The organism is Halomonas campaniensis, from assembly GCF_002211105.1.
Taxonomy (GTDB): Bacteria; Pseudomonadota; Gammaproteobacteria; order Pseudomonadales; family Halomonadaceae; genus Vreelandella; species Vreelandella campaniensis_A.
In genome coordinates, this window is sequence record NZ_JPUA01000034.1 from 553,021 (window position 1) to 569,671 (window position 16,651).

At 53.9% G+C, this 16,651-nt stretch carries 13 protein-coding genes; 3 read left to right on the top strand and 10 right to left on the bottom strand.

The features are described 5' to 3' along the window. Positions 1-115: 115 nt before the first annotated feature. The 9 genes from JI62_RS14910 to JI62_RS14950 form a co-directional block, all read right to left on the bottom strand. Complete coding sequence (locus JI62_RS14910) at positions 116-1,783, bottom strand: methyl-accepting chemotaxis protein (RefSeq protein WP_088700895.1); 1,668 nt, start codon at positions 1,781-1,783, stop codon at positions 116-118. Between the two features lie 211 nt (positions 1,784-1,994). Continuing rightward, positions 1,995-2,489, bottom strand: coding sequence for a GNAT family N-acetyltransferase (locus JI62_RS14915; protein ID WP_088700896.1), 495 nt, complete (start codon positions 2,487-2,489; stop codon positions 1,995-1,997). A gap of 23 nt (positions 2,490-2,512) precedes the next feature. Next, a complete protein-coding gene (locus tag JI62_RS14920; RefSeq protein ID WP_088700897.1) occupies positions 2,513-3,505 on the bottom strand; it encodes an LLM class flavin-dependent oxidoreductase in 993 nt (330 codons plus the stop codon). Between the two features lie 142 nt (positions 3,506-3,647). Further along, the gene (locus JI62_RS14925) at positions 3,648-4,340 is read right to left on the bottom strand and encodes an SDR family oxidoreductase (protein WP_088700898.1); all 693 of its coding nucleotides are present in this window, start codon (positions 4,338-4,340) and stop codon (positions 3,648-3,650) included. A 121-nt stretch (positions 4,341-4,461) separates the two neighbouring features. After that, positions 4,462-5,739, bottom strand: a complete 1,278-nt coding sequence (locus JI62_RS14930) for a nitrate regulatory protein (protein ID WP_088700899.1) — start codon at positions 5,737-5,739, stop codon at positions 4,462-4,464. 93 nt (positions 5,740-5,832) lie between these two features. Next, complete coding sequence (locus JI62_RS14935) at positions 5,833-7,185, bottom strand: NarK family nitrate/nitrite MFS transporter (RefSeq protein ID WP_088700900.1); 1,353 nt, start codon at positions 7,183-7,185, stop codon at positions 5,833-5,835. A gap of 346 nt (positions 7,186-7,531) precedes the next feature. Continuing rightward, positions 7,532-8,551, bottom strand: a complete 1,020-nt coding sequence (locus JI62_RS14940; RefSeq protein WP_088700901.1) for a patatin-like phospholipase family protein — start codon at positions 8,549-8,551, stop codon at positions 7,532-7,534. A 102-nt stretch (positions 8,552-8,653) separates the two neighbouring features. Beyond that, positions 8,654-9,778, bottom strand: coding sequence for a CZB domain-containing protein (locus JI62_RS14945; protein ID WP_170938566.1), 1,125 nt, complete (start codon positions 9,776-9,778; stop codon positions 8,654-8,656). A 168-nt stretch (positions 9,779-9,946) separates the two neighbouring features. Beyond that, entirely contained in the window at positions 9,947-10,669 is a 723-nt protein-coding gene (locus tag JI62_RS14950) for a murein L,D-transpeptidase catalytic domain family protein (protein ID WP_088700902.1), read from the bottom strand. A gap of 104 nt (positions 10,670-10,773) precedes the next feature. On the opposite strand from JI62_RS14950, the gene JI62_RS14955 reads away from it, so the two are divergent. Further along, complete coding sequence (locus JI62_RS14955) at positions 10,774-12,408, top strand: L,D-transpeptidase family protein (protein WP_088700903.1); 1,635 nt, start codon at positions 10,774-10,776, stop codon at positions 12,406-12,408. A gap of 87 nt (positions 12,409-12,495) precedes the next feature. On the opposite strand, the gene JI62_RS14960 is transcribed toward JI62_RS14955, so the two are convergent. Continuing rightward, entirely contained in the window at positions 12,496-14,184 is a 1,689-nt protein-coding gene (locus JI62_RS14960; protein ID WP_088700904.1) for a peptidoglycan DD-metalloendopeptidase family protein, read from the bottom strand. 419 nt (positions 14,185-14,603) lie between these two features. On the opposite strand from JI62_RS14960, the gene JI62_RS14965 reads away from it, so the two are divergent. Together JI62_RS14965 and JI62_RS14970 are read left to right on the top strand one after the other, a co-directional pair. Then, the gene (locus tag JI62_RS14965; protein ID WP_088700905.1) at positions 14,604-15,527 is read left to right on the top strand and encodes a LysR family transcriptional regulator; all 924 of its coding nucleotides are present in this window, start codon (positions 14,604-14,606) and stop codon (positions 15,525-15,527) included. Between the two features lie 90 nt (positions 15,528-15,617). Then, positions 15,618-16,628, top strand: coding sequence for a glutathione S-transferase family protein (locus JI62_RS14970; RefSeq protein ID WP_088700906.1), 1,011 nt, complete (start codon positions 15,618-15,620; stop codon positions 16,626-16,628). Positions 16,629-16,651: the final 23 nt, after the last annotated feature.

A 16,651-nucleotide genomic window follows, 5' to 3' on the forward strand; every position in this document is an offset into this window, starting at 1 on the left:
GCTGAGGGAAAGTACCTTATTTTGTTGGTTTTTGCATTTAGCGAGCATTAATGAGGATTCGCTTAACGGCTGGCCTAAGGGAAAAGGACCAGCGACGCTGGCCCAAATAGGTGAATTAAAACTCTTCCCAATCTGGTGTGGTGCTGGATAATTTTTTAGACGTATAAGAAGAGTGAGTTGTTGCCAGGGTATGCTGTGAAGCAGTGGCGGTAGAGGGTTCCGAACCAGCGTTGGCAACCCGCTTCAGTTTGAAGGTGGTGACCAACTCGGCCAAACGAGTGGCTTCATCCTGAAGTGATGCAGATGCCGTGCTGGTCTCTTCAACCAATGACACATTTTCCTGCGTGGCGGAATCCATCTGAGATACAGCCGTACTGACTTGGCTAATGCCCGACTCCTGCTCTTTTGCAGCGAGCGCAAGCTCTTGCATCATTTCCGTCACTTTACGAATCGCTTCGTTGATATCCGCCATATCATGGCCATTTTTCGCTGCTTGTTCCGCACCGACCGCAATACGCTGCGCGATATCTTCAATCATGGTGCGTATCTCTTTCGATGAGGTGGAGGTCTTTGTGGCTAGTGAGCGAACTTCACTCGCCACCACCGCAAAGCCTCTCCCATGCTCGCCTGCACGGGCAGCTTCCACAGAGGCATTGAGTGCCAGGATATTGGTTTGAAAGGCGATAGAGTCAATCACCTGAACAATATCGTGGACTTTGTGCGAGGTTTCTTCCAGTTCGCGCATCAGTAGGCTAGTGCGCTCAGAGGCCTGTTTGCCGGTATTCGCCTGTTGTGCTGCGTCTTGGGTTAGCTGTTGTGCTTGACCAGCGGTGTCCGCGTTCTGCCGCACAATCGATGAAATTTCATCCATGCTAGCAGCGGTTTGCTGCAAAGCCGCGGCTTGTTGCTCGGTACGTGAGGCGAGGTCCTGGCTGCCGCTAGCGATTTGCTTGGAACTGGAGGCGACGGCTTCGCTACTTTGATTGAGTGTGCCAATCATGTCTTCCAGACGCTCTTGCATATCCTGCATGGCACTATAAAGGCGGCCGATCTCGTTACGTCCTAGGGTGTCGATATGGCTGGTCAAATCCCCCTTGGCGATATTTTCGCAGATGCGAACCGCACGTTGGAGTGGATTAATAACGAGCCGATTAATCATTATTTGTACAACGATATAGAGCACTATGGCCGTTAAGATAAGAGTGCCCACGGTAATGCCAAAAATAACGCTGTCGCGCTGGGCTTCCGAGTGAACTTGGCTGCCCCGGCTTAGTGCATAGTTATTAAAATTACTGATTGCTGTGCTGAAGCTTGAAAATTTTTGGTTGATAGGATCCCTATACGCATTGAGAGCCTCATAACGCTCATTAGCCAAGTCGCCCCTTAGTTCGTCAGTGACAATAAGGTTGTAGCTTTCGACAATGTCAGCAATGAGCGGGCGACGCTCGGAACCCACCGGGAGCTCAATGCCTGAGAGTTCTGCAATACGCCGGTCAGACCTTTCCAAACTCTGCAGTGCTTCCCCTAACGCCCGCTTCGCATTGTTTTCGTTACCCGCTTGGTAGTGCTGGGAGATACGCTCTAATCTTACCCGAACCTCCATTAGGTTCGTTTCCGCGCGGTTGGCAGCACTCGCCTGCTGAGCGCTTATCTCATTAATTTCTGCTAGCAGCTGCGCAGCCTCACGTTCTGCCATAGCCCCCATACTGCCCAAAATAATAAGCATGGCTAAAAGCACAATCAGTGCGCCAGCAATCACTCTCTTAACTGATATGTTTTGCATTGATACTTCTCCTAATACTCCCCGCACCTGAATTGGTGCATAGGGGAGTGTTAAAAGGTATCAATTAAGCGTTAAAAGCAGCGGCTTGATTAAGTTGGCTTTATTTTTTGATATTGTAAAATGCTCGACCATAATAAAGTCGTATAATTAAACGTTTTTTTAAGTTTTTTTGGCTTTTTCGATAAAAGGCTGTTTGATAAGTGTATTATCGCTAAAGCACCTTATGCATCACATACGTATCGACAAAACCATGGCGCGCATGGCGATAGGCGTTAGGCACGGTACCTACGATACTAAAACCAAGTTTCTGCCACAACGCAACGGCCACTTCATTGGTGGCCACCACGGCGTTGTACTGCATGGCGAGAAACCCCAGTTCTCGTGCCTGCTGCTGGGAGTGCTCGCACATGGCGCGTGCTACGCCTTTGCCCCGTGCGGCGGGGGAGACCATATAACCACAGTTACATATATGATCGCCGGGGCCAGCTGCATTGGTTTTTAGGTAATAAGCGCCCAGCACTTGGCCCTTTTCATCCTTGGCAACCACGCTTGCATTCGGAGTTTTACACCATAACTGACGGGCGGCTTCAAAACTGATATTGGGATCAAACGCATAGCTCTCTTGTGCTTCAACAATGGCCTGGAAGGTGGGCCAAAAAGCAGCAAAATCGTCATCCGTTATGGGTGAGAAAGCGAGTGTGATCATAACTATCCTATGCAGTCAAGCGCTTAGCGGGCGACCTCAGCCACAATTTCGTAGCTGCGTAGACGGTCGGCGTGATTGTAAAAATCGCTATTAATCATCAGTTCATCGGCACCCGTACGTGCTTGGAACTCCTCAAGCTCTGCCTTAACCGTCTCAGGCCCACCAATAATAGCCGCACCTAAAAACTGGCTGACTTGAGCCTGTTCCATCGGCGACCAATCGAGCTGCTCAACTGGCGGCAGTGACTGAGTCGGTTTGCCGCGGATCAGGTTCAAGAATTTCTGCTGGGCTGTTGTGGCCAGGTAGTGAGCCATCGCGTCGCTCTCTGCGGCCATCACGGGAAGGCCGACCATGGCATGGGGTTTATCCAGGTGTTGCGAAGGGCGGAAGTTATCACGGTATAAACGCAGTGCTTCAAATAAATAGCCCGGTGCGAACTGAGCCGCAAACGCGAAGGGCAGGCCTAGTTTGGCTGCCAACTGCGCGCTGTAGCCACTGGAACCCAGTAACCAAACAGGCACATGGGTACCTTGGCCAGGCACCGCTTTCACCCGTTGCTGAGGCTCTGCATCGGCTAAGTAGCTGCGCAGCTCATTTAGCAGCTGTGGAAAGTCGTCGACACCCGCGTGAGCGTTGCGGCGCATGGCCTGCATCGTGGCGCCATCCGAACCTGGGGCGCGGCCTAAACCGAGGTCAATACGACCCGGATAAAGCGTTTCCAGGGTGCCGAACTGCTCGGCAATCACCAGCGGTGGATGGTTAGGCAGCATAATCCCACCGCTACCCACGCGGATGGTGGATGTTTGTCCCGCTATGTGGCCAATTAGAACAGCGGTTGCGGCGCTGGCAATGCCAGCAATATTGTGGTGTTCGGCGAGCCAGTAACGGGTATAGCCTAGCCGCTCGGTTAATTGTGCCAGGGCAACACTATCGCGAAAGGTCTCTGCGGCACTGCCGCCCTGGCGGATGGGCGCCAGGTCGAGGACGGAAAGTGCCGTGGATGCGAGTTGGCTCATGGGTCACCTGCAAATTAATTCGTGGGCGCGTAGAGTGAAAAAATTACTTAGCGCGCTTGGTAATTACACGTTATGCGGCCAGTGCAGATGAATTGCAAGGTGCCGATTATCCAGGTGGCGGATATACATGCTCGCTGGCTTCTCACTCCTCACTTAAAGGCGGAGTGGGACGGATAAGAATTTCATTCACATCGACATGGGCAGGCTGGGCAAGCGCGTAAATTACCGCATTGGCGATATCGCGATCGTCTAAGGCATAGGTCGGCGGTTCATCAAAAAAGGGCGTGTCGACCATTCCCGGTTCAATCAGCGTTACGCGCATGCCAGTGCCACGGAGTTCTTCACGCAGGTTATAGCCAATGCCGGTGACCGCCCATTTGGTCGCGCTATACATGGAGCCTGGTATCGTCGTGCGGCCTGCGGCTGAGCCAGTCAGCAATACATGGCCTTTGCTGCGTTTAAGGGCGGGCAAACAGGCTTGAATAGTGAGGCCCACGCCATAGATATTGGTGAGAATCATCTCACGCCATGCGTCGTGGTCGGCTTCACTAAAGCCGCCGGGCGAGCCACCCCGGCCAGCGTTGGCAAAGACGCCATCCAGGCGGCCAAAGGTTTCCAGCGCCTGCTCAACCATGGCTTGTTGCTGCTCCATGTTGGTTACGTCCAGCTCACATGCCAGCACATTTTCCGGCCCCAGCTCCTGGGCCAGTGCGGTGAGCTTGTCGCTAGAACGGGCGGCCAATACCAGTTTATAGCCCTCACGCGCGGCTGCTCGGGCGGTGGCTGCGCCAATGCCGCTGGATGCGCCGGTAATTAATAGCACGCCGTTTTGCATGGGTTGCACTCCTTGCCTGATAAATCAAGTAAGCTTTTAGCATGGCTAAGGTGACGGCATCCTGCAAATATCGGCTTAAACTGCTGGCGGCAGTGCTGCTAAGTGGCCGTTAACGGCGGCGTTATGTATTTGCATCCTTACGTTTCAGCATCGCGGAGAGATCGAGAATAGCTTGAGCCATATCCGCCATGCTTTTGCTTTGATCCATCGAGGTTTTACGCAGAAAGCGGTAGGCCTCCTCTTCGCTCATCTCCTGGTGCGCCATGATCAGACCCTTGGCGCGTTCAATCAATTTGCGTTCACGCAGTGCTTTGCGGGTATTTTCGAGCTCATCGCTCAGTCCCTGTAAGCGGCTAGCTTGGGCCTGGGTGAGTTCGATCAGTGAACGTCCCAGTGGAGAGGTGAGGGCGTTGGCAGTGAGGTCACCTAACGGTTGCCCATCATTAAGCGCCAGCAACTGTTCGCACGGCGCAGGGGCATAAGTACACGTCTGCGTTTTCGCTTTCTCTAAAGCATCCTCTGCCTGGGCAATTTTGCGGTGGCAAAGCACGCTCAACTGAGAGATCAGCGCATCTTCAACCATTTTCATTGAGTCGATACGCAGGGTGGTGAGTTCGTACCAGTTTTCACCCAGCTTATCCGGTGTCTCCTTGGGTAATGGTTGAGTTGCCGAGGGTCGCTGACAGGCGACATCTCGCAGTTGGCAAATACCCGACAGCGTGCGTGGAGAAAGCTCTTTTTGCCATGCCTGTTGCGCTTCGGGGGTTGCAAACTCTACAAAGGTGTCAAAGCAACGCTGCTGATCCGTCATTAGCTGGTTTAGCAGGGCACGGTGGGGCTCGTCGAAGTGACCATGGGTAAAGCCAAAGGCGCCACAGGCTCGCTCTTGGCCCGCCAGCTCTTTACCTTGCATCAAATGGAAAATGGCCACTAGCGTGCGGGTGATGTCGGGATCGATAGCGGTGTCAGCGGCCTCAAATACAATGGACAGCAGTCCGCTGGTCAGTTGGTTAAACGCCTGAGTCGCCGCATCGGGTGTGATGGCAAAGGTATCGATGGCCTGGCGAAGGGCACCCAGCTCGTCAAGTGCATACCAAACGGCGGCGATCCGGCGCAGTAAGCGCGCGGCGGCCTGGGGGCGGGCTTCCTCGCTGAGCGCTTCCAGCCGTTGGCGCATTAATGTTTCGGCCTGCTGACTGTGCTGTCGGTAGGTGTCGCGGCGGGTTTTGAAGCGCTGCCCCTGGGAAACCAGGTAAATCGTCGATGCGCCACGTTCACGCTGGAGCATATGGATAAAGCGGCTAATGTCGCCGACAATATCCGCAGTGGTGGCAAGGTGGGTAAGGTTGTCGATATCGCAACGGATGGCAGTTAAGAGCAGTTGCTGCGCTGAAGACATAGAGATTTCCTTGGTAGCTTGCCGCCTAAATGAAAACACTCCCATACCGCTAAATAGCTAGATGGGAGTGTACTCGAGTGTACTGGAAAGCGTTTAACGCAACGACAGGGCGCCTGCGCCAACATCATCACCAATCGCATCGCGGTAGGCTTTGGCCTCTTCTGCTTCAGTGGCATCACTAAAGCGCACCAGTAGCACACAGGAAGCCAGCACCAGTACCGTAAGGCCTAAATAGAACAACCCTTGTTGATAGCTCAGGCTTTCGCTGCGGAACAAAAAGGCTGCGCCTACCGCGCCTACGTTACCGCCAGCACCAACTATGCCCGCCACGGCACCCAGCGCCTTTTTATTGATAAATGGAACTACGCCAAAAGTAGCGCCTTCTGCCATTTGCACAAATAGGCTGAACACGAGCATGATGCCAATCGCGAGGCTCAAGACATGCATCTGCGAGAACGCTACCAACGCAATACCTTCGCAAACCAAGGCAATAAACAGCCAGCGAACGCGCCCTTTCAGGCCCCCTTGCTTGGCGAAAAGATCCGAGAAAACCCCTCCAAGGGTACGCGCAAAAATATTCATTAACCCGAACAAGCCAGCGATCATGCCCGCGGTAGCCAGAGTGAGATCAAACTTATCGAAGAAGTAGATGGCGGCAATATTGTTGATCGTCAGCTCCACGCCAAAGCAGAGGCCGTAGACAACGAACAGCGCCCACACACGGATATCCTTGGCGGCGGCTAAAAAACTTTGCGCGGCACCGTTTTCGCCGGAAGCTTCAGGTAGTTCACCCCGAGCGCGCAGTTCGCTGAAATTACCATTGGGGGCATCCTGGGTGAAGAACCAGTAACCAATACCGGTAAAGAGCATCACTACGCCAGGCACCATCATCGCCAGGCGCCAGCCAAAGGCCTCATTCACGCCCAGCATCAGCATGCCAGAGAAGATCAGCGGCATTAGAATTTGTGTGGTGCCACCACCCAGGTTGCCCCAGCCCGCGCTGGTAGCGTTAGCGGTACCAACCACATTGGGCGCGAACATCATCGACGTGTGGTACTGGGTAATCACGAAAGAGGCACCGATGGCCCCAATGGCCAAGCGCGCTAATAAAAAGGTTTCAAAGCTATCGGCCAAGCCAATGCCCATTACCGGGATTGCGCCCAATAGCAGTAGCCCAGTATAGGTTTTGCGCGGGCCGATCCGGTCACACAGTACGCCAATGGCAAGGCGTACTATCACGGTGATCGCCACCGAAGCGATAATCGTATTGCCGATTTGTGTTTGTGTCAGCGAAAGGTCTTCACGAACAATCGCCATAAGAGGGGCGATGCCGAACCAGCCAAAAAAGCAGATATGAAATGCGAACCATGAGAAGTGGAAAGCGCGCATCTGAGGGGTCGAGAAGTTGAATAACCGAATGCGGTTGGCTTTGTTGCGTATGTCCATGGGATGGCCTCACGGGGCATAAAACGAGTTGATCGCTACGCAACGCAAACGAGTTAGCGCGTTACGCAAACAATTGACGAGAACATGCCTTCATCGTTGAAGGTCAGGCTCGACGCACTCGTACCCAGTTGGGCCTGGTCCACGCCTACCACCACTGGTAGTAGTTATGCAGGTAGTTTGCCAGCTGAAAGCTTATTTCTAAAAAATCAAAGTCTTAAAGAATTTACCCCCATGTGTGTGAAGGATGAATAGGCAAGCTTGTGCTGCATGATTGGGCATGCAGCGCGCATTTTGCGGCATCTTGGTGCTAAAAAAGGGGCAATTGGGCGGACTGAACGTGCAGCCATTATTCATGTAAATAGACGGCATCAATATCAAGTGTGGAGTGGCTACCAATCGCATCGAAGTGTTCGCTTAGCCAGCGTTCAGCGGCAGCTTGGCCCTGTTCGAACAGGTGACATAGAAAAGCCCACTCGGAATTGGATTTACTCGAGACGGAGAGCCCCTCAAGCGCCTGCTCGCCGCTGATGCGGTGAAACAACGCCTGTTGATAGCAGTTTTCAATGCCTTGCTCATCAAGGGCATGCTTAAGCAGCGCAATCATGCGGATCTCTTTAATCAGAGCTGAGTTAAAGGTGATCTCGTTGAGGCGGTTCATAATGGCTGACGCCGAGGTAGGCACTTCATTGCGGCTGATGGGGTTGATTTGTATCAGTAGAATATCCCGTGCGCTGCACTCCTCCATGAGAGGAAACAGGGCGGGGTTACCCATGTAGCCCCCATCCCAATACGCTTCGCCATCGATCTCCACTGCTTGAAACATAAAAGGCAAGCAAGCGGAGGCCATCACCGCATCAACGCTCATCTCCTCACGGCGAAACACCCGCTGTTTACCTGTGCGTACATTAGTTGCCGCGACGAATAGCTTAAGCTGCTGACATTGGCGCACCCGCTCGAAATCAATGTGATCAGTCACGATATCGCGCAGCGGATTGATGTTGAGCGGGTTAAGTTGATAGGGGGAGGCCACTCGGCTTAACAGATCCATTGCAACAAAGCCGGGTGAGTGATCCAGGCTCCAGTTGCCGGTCAATATATCCAAAGGGGAGCGGCGGATGGGACTGGCCATGCCTGCTCGACTCACCGCTTGCCAAAAGTCGTGCAGCGCTTGCCGTGCGGTCTCTTTATCGCCACGTGTCAGCGCATCGGCCATGACCACACCGTTCATCGCCCCAGCGCTGGTGCCACTGATACCCTCAATTTCAATTCGGTCATCTGCCAGCAGGCAGTCAATGACGCCCCAGGTGTATGCCCCATGAGCGCCGCCGCCTTGTAATGCGAGGTCGAGCTTTTTGACCTTTGCCATATGCTTTTCCCATTGCTGCTGGTGAGGAAAGTTGTTTCAGTGAAACCAGCATGGCATAGGCGGCTAGATAAGACGAAAGGCTATTTAGCGCACGGTGGTTATTTAAGGCGCCCCTGCAAGCGGTGAACGGTGGTTGGTTGAGTAGGGTGCTTCAAATATAGCGTGTTCCATAAGGTTATCCAGTTGAAGGGCGAGCTGCTGGCTGGCTTCTTCCATTACGCCCAAGGCAGCCAGTTGGCCATTGCGGTCGCCCAAACGGGCAAACTTCAGCGCTTCAGCACCACTGTCGTGCATGCGGCGGTGGGGGGCCGCCAGTGCTCTATAAGCGTCGGTGCGAGCGTAGCGTTGGTGGCCCTCTCCCTGGTGATACCAGCGGCCCAAACGACACTGGTGGTGATCCTCTAAGGGCGTGTCTGTGTTGGCAGAGAGAAGCTGCTTATAAAGACGGCATTTCCACACCGCATGATCAAGCTTCGCGGAGTGTAAAAACGCCGCGGTGGCGCTGTGATGGATTACCTTGTGCATATGCTGGGATTGGTCAGCAAGTTGATGCACTGCCTGCTTGGCTGTTTGCGCCGAGCGGGCAATCTCATCGTCAGCTAAGCGCTTTTTCACCACAGCCTGTGAGTGCACTCTTACCTGGCTATTAACCTGCTCCATCAGTTGGCTGAGCTGGTGACTTAAGCGGTGCATAGTCAGCGCGAGATGGTGCATGTCATCCGCAATGGCTGCCAACCCTGGTGACGCCTGGCTAGCCGAGTCAGCGCTGCCTATTAGACCCTGGCTATGGGCCGTTTCCAGCGCCGCGCTCACCGCTAACGCTTGGGCGTGGCCTGCATTGCGGGCGAGAGAGACCTGCAGTTGGCTTAGCGCATGTAACGTCTTTGCCAGCACTAGCGGGGGTAAGGCTTCGGCCTGCTCGGTGTCGAGACAATGCTGATCAAGGGTATCGACCGCCTGCTCGGCGGCGGCAATTAAATGGGCTGTCTCGGTTAGAGTGGCGCGCTCGCCGGCAAGCTGGTCAGCGAACTCCTGAAGGCCATTATTAAGAGAAGTCAGCATATCTGCGCCTCTCGCCTGCAGCATGCTGATGGATTGCGCTGGTTTCATCAGGTTTAGCAATCGGCAGCTGGGGGAGGGGGTAGCAGCATCAAGCTGAGTGCGTAGCTCGGCAACTTCCTGTTCGAGGCGGCGAATTTTTTGATATGGGTGCATAAAGGTGAACATGGCAGAGACACCTACGGCAGATAGCAACACTTTGTGTTAATTTGTCACGAAGTATTGCAGAGAGTTCCCGCGTACGCCTGATTTAGCGGCCGTAAATGATGAAATTGAGCTATCAATTATCACTAAGACTGAGGTTGTTAACGCTCACCTTTACCAAAAGCCCTGATATTAGCGCCGGGCAAGCTGTGCGGCGGCGGCCGTGCAGCCGAGAAACGCAGAGGTGGCCAGCCACTCGGCATCGGGATAATAAGCGAACACATACTGATCCTCTTTGAGGCTATTGATCAGCGGGTAAGTCACGTCTTCACGCACTGCCGGGCAGCCATGACTGCGCCCGAGCCGCCCCGTCTGGGTGATGAACGCATCGCTCACATAGTCCGCGCCATGGATGACAATAGCGCGTTCATACGCCAAGTCGTTGACGTTAGGCTCCAGCCCCTCCAAGCGCAGGGAATAGCCGTTGCGGCCGTAATAACTGTTCATGGTACGAAATAGACCAATGCTGGATTGATGGCTATCAGGGATATTGGAAAATGTCTCGGCCTGGGCGTCGCCCGACCCCTGGCCGTGGGAGACCAACTCTTCAAAGAGCAGCTTGTGTTGGCGTAAATCAAACACCCACAGGCGCGGCTCGGTAGATGGCAACGAGTAATCGATCACCGCCAGGCGCTCGGCATTAGGCTCGGCGCAGTTAAGCGCTTGGGCGGCTAAACGCAGTGCATCGGGAGACGCCTGGGGGGCGAGCTGCTGCAACTGATGGTTTAAAGGCAGTACGCCACGGGGGGGCGTTGAATCAACTTGGGCAAAGAAACTGGCAGCGTGTAGCGGTAATGTAAATAATGTAAAAGGTAGGGAAAAGATTAACGTGGCAACATTTAAACGAAGAGCCATAAAAGTCGATCCTAAAAGCAATATCAGTCATTATTAATGATTAGCCGACTAAGATAAAAACGGGACGGCGATGTGGAAGACTATAGTAACGCAAGGAGAGGGCGATGAACGAGATACAGCCACTAAGACAATGGGCGATAGGGGTCGCTCTATGTCTCACGCTTACCCACAGCCCTTTAGGTATTAGTCAGGCGTATGCGGACTCAGTGCCGTTACAGCAGGCGCTGAGCCAGCAGTTAAGCAAGGTGGACGCGCACCGATTACCCATTGCTGAGTTTTATCAACTTCGCGATGGTCAGCCCGCTTGGCAGTCAGTCAGCGCGGTTGAATCATTGGTAGCCGCTCTGAACAGTCTGGAGACCGACGGTCTAACACCCGATGATTATCACGCTGATACGCTACTGGATGAGTTTCAGCGCAGTCAGGCAGGGAGTGAAGCCACCCAGGCGACGTTTGATATTAAAGCGACCCGGTCGCTGCTGCTGGCGCTGGATCATTTAGAACGGGGCAAAGTGAACCCTCGTGAGATAGAGCCCCAGTGGGACACTCCGCGCCCTGAGCGTGGTTACTCGCTGTTGCGCGTTGTGCATGCTGTCGATGATCGCGTCATTGAGAGCGCTATCGCCCTGGCTCGGCCCTCATCACCTGAATATCAGCAGTTGCGAGATGCCTTAAAGCAGCATTATCAGCTGGTGAACTTGGGTAGTGTGCCCTACTTGGCCGCACGGGATGAATCGCTTCGGCCAGGGGACGAAGACGACGATGTGAGCGTGTTGCGTCAACGGTTAGCGCTGTGGGGCGAAGCTGATTTACAAGTGGCTGACAGCCGTGCTTATCCCATGATTGGGGTGCAGGCGGCGCCTAACCGGCGCACCTATGATGCGCCCCTGGAAGCTGCTGTAAGGCGTTTCCAGCGCCGCCACCTGCTGCAGGAAGATGGTGTGGTGGGCGAACAAACCCGCCTGGCATTAAACACCTCAGTGGCATCACGCATTGATCAACTGCGGGTCAATTTAGAGCGCGCGCGGTGGATCAGTCCGATGCAGTCTGCTGAGCCGCGGGTATGGGTTGATATTGCAGGCTACCGGATGCACTACGTGCGCCCAAATGGTCAGCACTGGGATGCCCGAGTGGTGGTAGGTACGCCGCGTCGCGAGACGCCGATCATCCACTCCACGATCAGCCATTTAACCATTAATCCCTCCTGGACAATCCCGCCGACGATTATGCGCGAAGATGTGTTGCCCCAGGTGCGTGCTGATATCGACTACTTGGCGCGTAAAAATATCCAGGTGATTAGCCCGATGGGCGAGCCGCTGGTTGCAGATGAGGTCGATTGGCAGCACCCCGGCGGCGTTATGCTGCGCCAAGTGGCGGGCACGGGTAACCCGCTAGGTCGCGTTGTGGTGCGGTTTCCCAATGATGACATGATCTATTTGCACGATACCCCCGCGCGCGGCTTATTCCAGCGTGATCAGCGGGCACTTAGTTCAGGCTGCATTCGAGTTGAAGGGGTGGCTGAACTGGCGCAAATGCTGCTGCAAGACACCGGTAGTCACTACCAAATGAGTTCGCTGTTAAATGGGGGAAGTGATCGTAATGTGAACTTAACCCAGCGTATTCCCATTGCGCTGCACTATTTAACCGCGTGGCCGAATGCCGAGGGTGAGGTGGAGTTTAGGCCTGATATCTACCGCCGTGATGCAACGCTACTGGCCGCATTGCGTCGTCCTGTCTAAGTATTTACACATTTACACAAGCCAATGCAAAACACCGCCGAGAGGCGGTGTTTTGCATGTAAGCATCTCATGTCATCTGCCGGGTTGTTAGTCGTCACTTTCGCTCTGATAATTAGCCACGCTAACCGTGCCTGTTTCGCCGCTTTCCAGTGCCGCCAATATGGGGGCTGCCTGGCTCTGGAACGCAATAAGCGTGTCGCCACTCAAGCTGGTGTTTTCAGGCAGGGGAACCGTCATTGCATTGACCGGCGAGTTGTTGACGATGACTTCGTAGTGCAGGTGAGGGCCGGTGCTGCGGCCTGTATTGCCTGACAGAGCGATACGCTCGCCCATTGTTACACGCTCACCTTGCGTCACCAGCGGCCGGGAGAGGTGCAGGTAACGCGTTCGGTAGCCATTGTCGTGACGGACGACAATATAGCGTCCTGCGGCGTGATGGTTACTCACCCGCTCAACGACACCGTTAGCAGGAGCCGTTACCGGCGTGCCAATCGGCATAGCAAAATCGGTGCCGTTATGGGGACTAATGCGGCCAGTCACCGGATGCTTGCGGCGTGGATTGAAACCGGAGCTCAAGCGGTAATTGCCTTCAAACGGATGGCGCGCAAAGGCCGGATCCAGGCTGCCACCCTCAGGTGTATAGAAGTTATCGTCGCTGGCATTACGCACAACGGTTAAGTCCATGCGTTCGCCGTTGTAATGAACCGCCAATACGCGGGAGTCTAACGTTTCACCGTCGATCATGTCTGACTCGACCAGTACCTGGAAGCGATCACCGCGGCGGCTGTCTCGCCGAAAATCGAGTTTCTTTTCGAGCAGCTTGGTCAGCTCTGTTACCGAGCTGCTGTTCAAACCTGTCGCCTGGGCGGAGCGTGCAAAACTACCGCTAACGCTACCCGCATAGAGGCGCTGAACGGGTTCACCCTGGCGTTCGATAGTGGTGATGGCGTAGTGATCGGCATCCTTTTCCAGCAGTATGCCGTCGCGGGTGTTTTTCATCATCCGCAGTGACAATAAACGCCCATCTTCATCCAACTGATAATCAAAGCTGTGCCCGGCGCGCCAATTGGTTAACATGCGCTGGTCGGGTAGGTCTTCAAGCAGTGCCATCACTTCGCTGTAGCCCAGGCCTAGTTCATTTTGCGCCAGGACGGCGAAAGTTTCGCCAGATTCAACAATATGTGTTTCCCATTGAGGCACAAACGGCTCTTCCGCCGCCAGCTCTAAATCCAGGAACGATATATCGTCAAATAGCTCCACCCCGTAATCCTCGTAAGAGGTGGCATCGGCTATTTCAACGGAGGAGTCATCTACATCGAGCATGCCACTGGCAAGTGTGCCCAGCACAATGGCCATATGCAGCGCGCCATCATCAAGACCGGCGCTTTCCAGTACGGCGGTGTTCAGTACCGCGACATCGCTGTCCAAAGCAGGTTGGTCTGCCATGTCGGCTTCTGCGCTGGCAATCATGTCAAGATCAACGATTTCGGTTGCTGTTAGTTCGCTGAGGGGGATGTTTTCGCGGGTGGCGTCGAGGGCACGAGAGGCGCGGTCGATCGCTTCTGCCACCGGGGTGCGTTCTTGACGCAGGGAAGGTACGCCCGGTGTAGAGTCACTTGGAAGCGGAACCAGCACGCTTTCAAGCGGGGTGTGCGGTTGATTTAAATCTTGGTATGTCGTTAATAATTTTTGTGTGCCCAGCACGGTGACCATTGTGGCCACGGGTAACAGTAATAATTTATGCGTGCGAGGCAGCGAATGGAGGATTCGCAACATGAGTAAATGGACCGCCGAGTTCGTGATTAAAAGTAACTATAAAGTGAATAAACCCGGAAACCATACCCCATGAAGGCAGAGGTGCATAGACTGTATATCTATACATAAAGCGTAATTAAATACAAAAATGGTAACAATAGATAGAGATTACTATTTATAAACACCGTTTGCTAACAAATGTAACCAGTAGAGCGTGCTAACTAAATATTCTGAGTGCACTATAGACGAAAACTATGTTTTTAAAAACTCAAATATAACCTGTGTCGAGTATTTTCCTGCCGCTAGCCGCTAATCTTAAGCATTTTACAAGCATGGGCGGAAGTGTTGGCTGTTTCCTGGCATCCTAGCCATGTTTTCGAACACAAGTTTTTTCGAACATTAAGCGCATTGTTTCGCTGTATTGCGTTGAGGAAATCGAAATGTCCCGGGTAACACTTTCACAATGGCAAATGTTGGCCGCCGTGGTTGACCATGGTGGGTTTGCGCGTGCGGCAGAGGCGGTACATAAAAGCCCCTCCACACTGAACCATGCGGTGCATAAACTAGAAGAGCAACTAGGCGTGCAAGTGCTCGAACCTATCGGCCGCCAGGTACGGTTAACCGAAGCGGGGGAGTTGCTGCTTAGGCGTGCGCGCCAATTGATTGAGAGCGCGGCTTCACTTGAGGATGTCGCCACCCGGCTAGCCGCGGGTTTAGAGGCAGAAGTGGTCGTAGCAATCGATCAGGTATTTCCTGCTGCCGCTCAAGCTAAAGCGTTGGAGCGCTTTTCTGAAACGTACCCTCAGGTGCGTGTTCAATTACACGAGAGTGTGCTCAATGGTGGCATTGAAATGCTCTACGACGGCCGCGCAGACCTCGTGGTCTCCGGGATTGAGGCCCAGGGCTTCTTGGGCGAGCCGTTAGTAACCGTGCGTTTTGTGGCGGTGGCGCATCCCCAGCATGCGCTGCACCAGTTGGGTCGCTCGTTGGATCTGCGCGATCTGGCCCAGCATCGGCAGTTGGTAGTGCGTGATTCAGCACTGCGCCAATCAACTAACGCTGGCTGGTTAAAAGCTGAACAGCGCTGGACCGTCAGCCACCTAAACACCTCGCTGGATATGCTAAGGCGTGGTCTGGGCTTTGCCTGGATGCCTGAAACACGCATTGCTGAAGAGTTACAAAGCGGCCAGTTAAAGCCGCTGCCACTGCCCGCGGGGGGGATTCGTGAAGTGCCGATTCAACTGATTTTCCGCGACCGGGATCGGGCCGGGCCTGCGGCCCATGCGATGGCCGCCGCTCTGAAACAAGCCGTGGTGAGCGAGTGCGCGCTGCATGATTCGACTGACTCGAACGAAAGACCGTAAAACATCCGCTTGAGCCTCCTTGAAGCGGGCGTATGCTGAAAACAGTGACGTAATAACTAAAACCCCAAACAACTTTTCAGGAGACGCCCCATGGGACTACTTGTAAACGGCGAATGGCAAGACCAGTGGTATGACACCAAAAAACACGGCGGCGAGTTTGTACGCGAATCCGCCCAGCTTCGTGACTGGGTGGGTGATCAGCCGAAGACTGACGGTGAATGCTACCCAGCGGAAAAAGAGCGTTATCATTTATATGTCTCGCTAGCCTGTCCGTGGGCGCATCGCACACTGATTATGCGTAAGCTGAAAGGGCTGGAGCCGTTGATTGGCACTTCCCATGTTAGCCCCCTGATGCTCGACCAAGGCTGGACGTATCACCAGGACGAAGGTGCCAGTGGCGACCCCATTAACGGTGTCGACTACCATCACCAGCTCTACACCATGACGGATCCACACTATACCGGCCGTGTCACCGTGCCCGTGCTATGGGACAAACAGCGCAGCGCCATCGTGAATAATGAGTCGGCAGACTTGCTACGTATTTTTAACCGTGCGTTCGATGAATTGACCGGCAACGACCTGGATTTTTACCCAGAAGATCTGCGCAAGGTCATTGATGACGTAAACGCCGATGTTTACGACCACATCAATAACGGCGTTTATAAATCAGGTTTTGCCACTGAGCAGGCGGTTTATGAAAAGCATGTGAAGGCACTGTTTGACGCGCTAGAGCGTATGGAAGCGCGTTTGGCCGAACATCGTTACCTAGCAGGAGAGTGGTTAACCGAAGCAGATATCCGTCTGTTTACGACGCTGATCCGTTTTGATGCGGTTTACTATGGTCATTTCAAATGCAATTTTAAGCGCATTGAGGATTATCCCAACCTTGCCAATTACGTGAGGGAAATCTATCAGTGGCCCGGGGTGGCTGAGACCGTCAATATGGATCACATCAAACGCCACTACTATTATAGTCACGACACAATTAACCCGACGCGGATTGTGCCAGCAGGTCCACTGCTCGATTTTCAGCGGCCCCATGACCGCGAGCGTTTGCCGGGCAAGGGTGTACGGCGTAAACAGGCTAGTAGAGAAGTATAAATAGGTCGGGTATCGCCAAGCGA

What these genes read in the sequence shown, in the direction of transcription:
- JI62_RS14910 (WP_088700895.1), bottom strand. Translation starts at nt 1,783, where the DNA reads ATGCAAAACATATCAGTTAAGAGAGTGATTGCTGGCGCACTGATTGTG.
- JI62_RS14915 (WP_088700896.1), bottom strand. Translation starts at nt 2,489, where the DNA reads ATGATCACACTCGCTTTCTCACCCATAACGGATGACGATTTTGCTGCT.
- JI62_RS14920 (WP_088700897.1), bottom strand. Translation starts at nt 3,505, where the DNA reads ATGAGCCAACTCGCATCCACGGCACTTTCCGTCCTCGACCTGGCGCCC.
- JI62_RS14925 (WP_088700898.1), bottom strand. Translation starts at nt 4,340, where the DNA reads ATGCAAAACGGCGTGCTATTAATTACCGGCGCATCCAGCGGCATTGGC.
- JI62_RS14930 (WP_088700899.1), bottom strand. Translation starts at nt 5,739, where the DNA reads ATGTCTTCAGCGCAGCAACTGCTCTTAACTGCCATCCGTTGCGATATC.
- JI62_RS14935 (WP_088700900.1), bottom strand. Translation starts at nt 7,185, where the DNA reads ATGGACATACGCAACAAAGCCAACCGCATTCGGTTATTCAACTTCTCG.
- JI62_RS14940 (WP_088700901.1), bottom strand. Translation starts at nt 8,551, where the DNA reads ATGGCAAAGGTCAAAAAGCTCGACCTCGCATTACAAGGCGGCGGCGCT.
- JI62_RS14945 (WP_170938566.1), bottom strand. Translation starts at nt 9,778, where the DNA reads ATGTTCACCTTTATGCACCCATATCAAAAAATTCGCCGCCTCGAACAG.
- JI62_RS14950 (WP_088700902.1), bottom strand. Translation starts at nt 10,669, where the DNA reads ATGGCTCTTCGTTTAAATGTTGCCACGTTAATCTTTTCCCTACCTTTT.
- JI62_RS14955 (WP_088700903.1), top strand. Translation starts at nt 10,774, where the DNA reads ATGAACGAGATACAGCCACTAAGACAATGGGCGATAGGGGTCGCTCTA.
- JI62_RS14960 (WP_088700904.1), bottom strand. Translation starts at nt 14,184, where the DNA reads ATGTTGCGAATCCTCCATTCGCTGCCTCGCACGCATAAATTATTACTG.
- JI62_RS14965 (WP_088700905.1), top strand. Translation starts at nt 14,604, where the DNA reads ATGTCCCGGGTAACACTTTCACAATGGCAAATGTTGGCCGCCGTGGTT.
- JI62_RS14970 (WP_088700906.1), top strand. Translation starts at nt 15,618, where the DNA reads ATGGGACTACTTGTAAACGGCGAATGGCAAGACCAGTGGTATGACACC.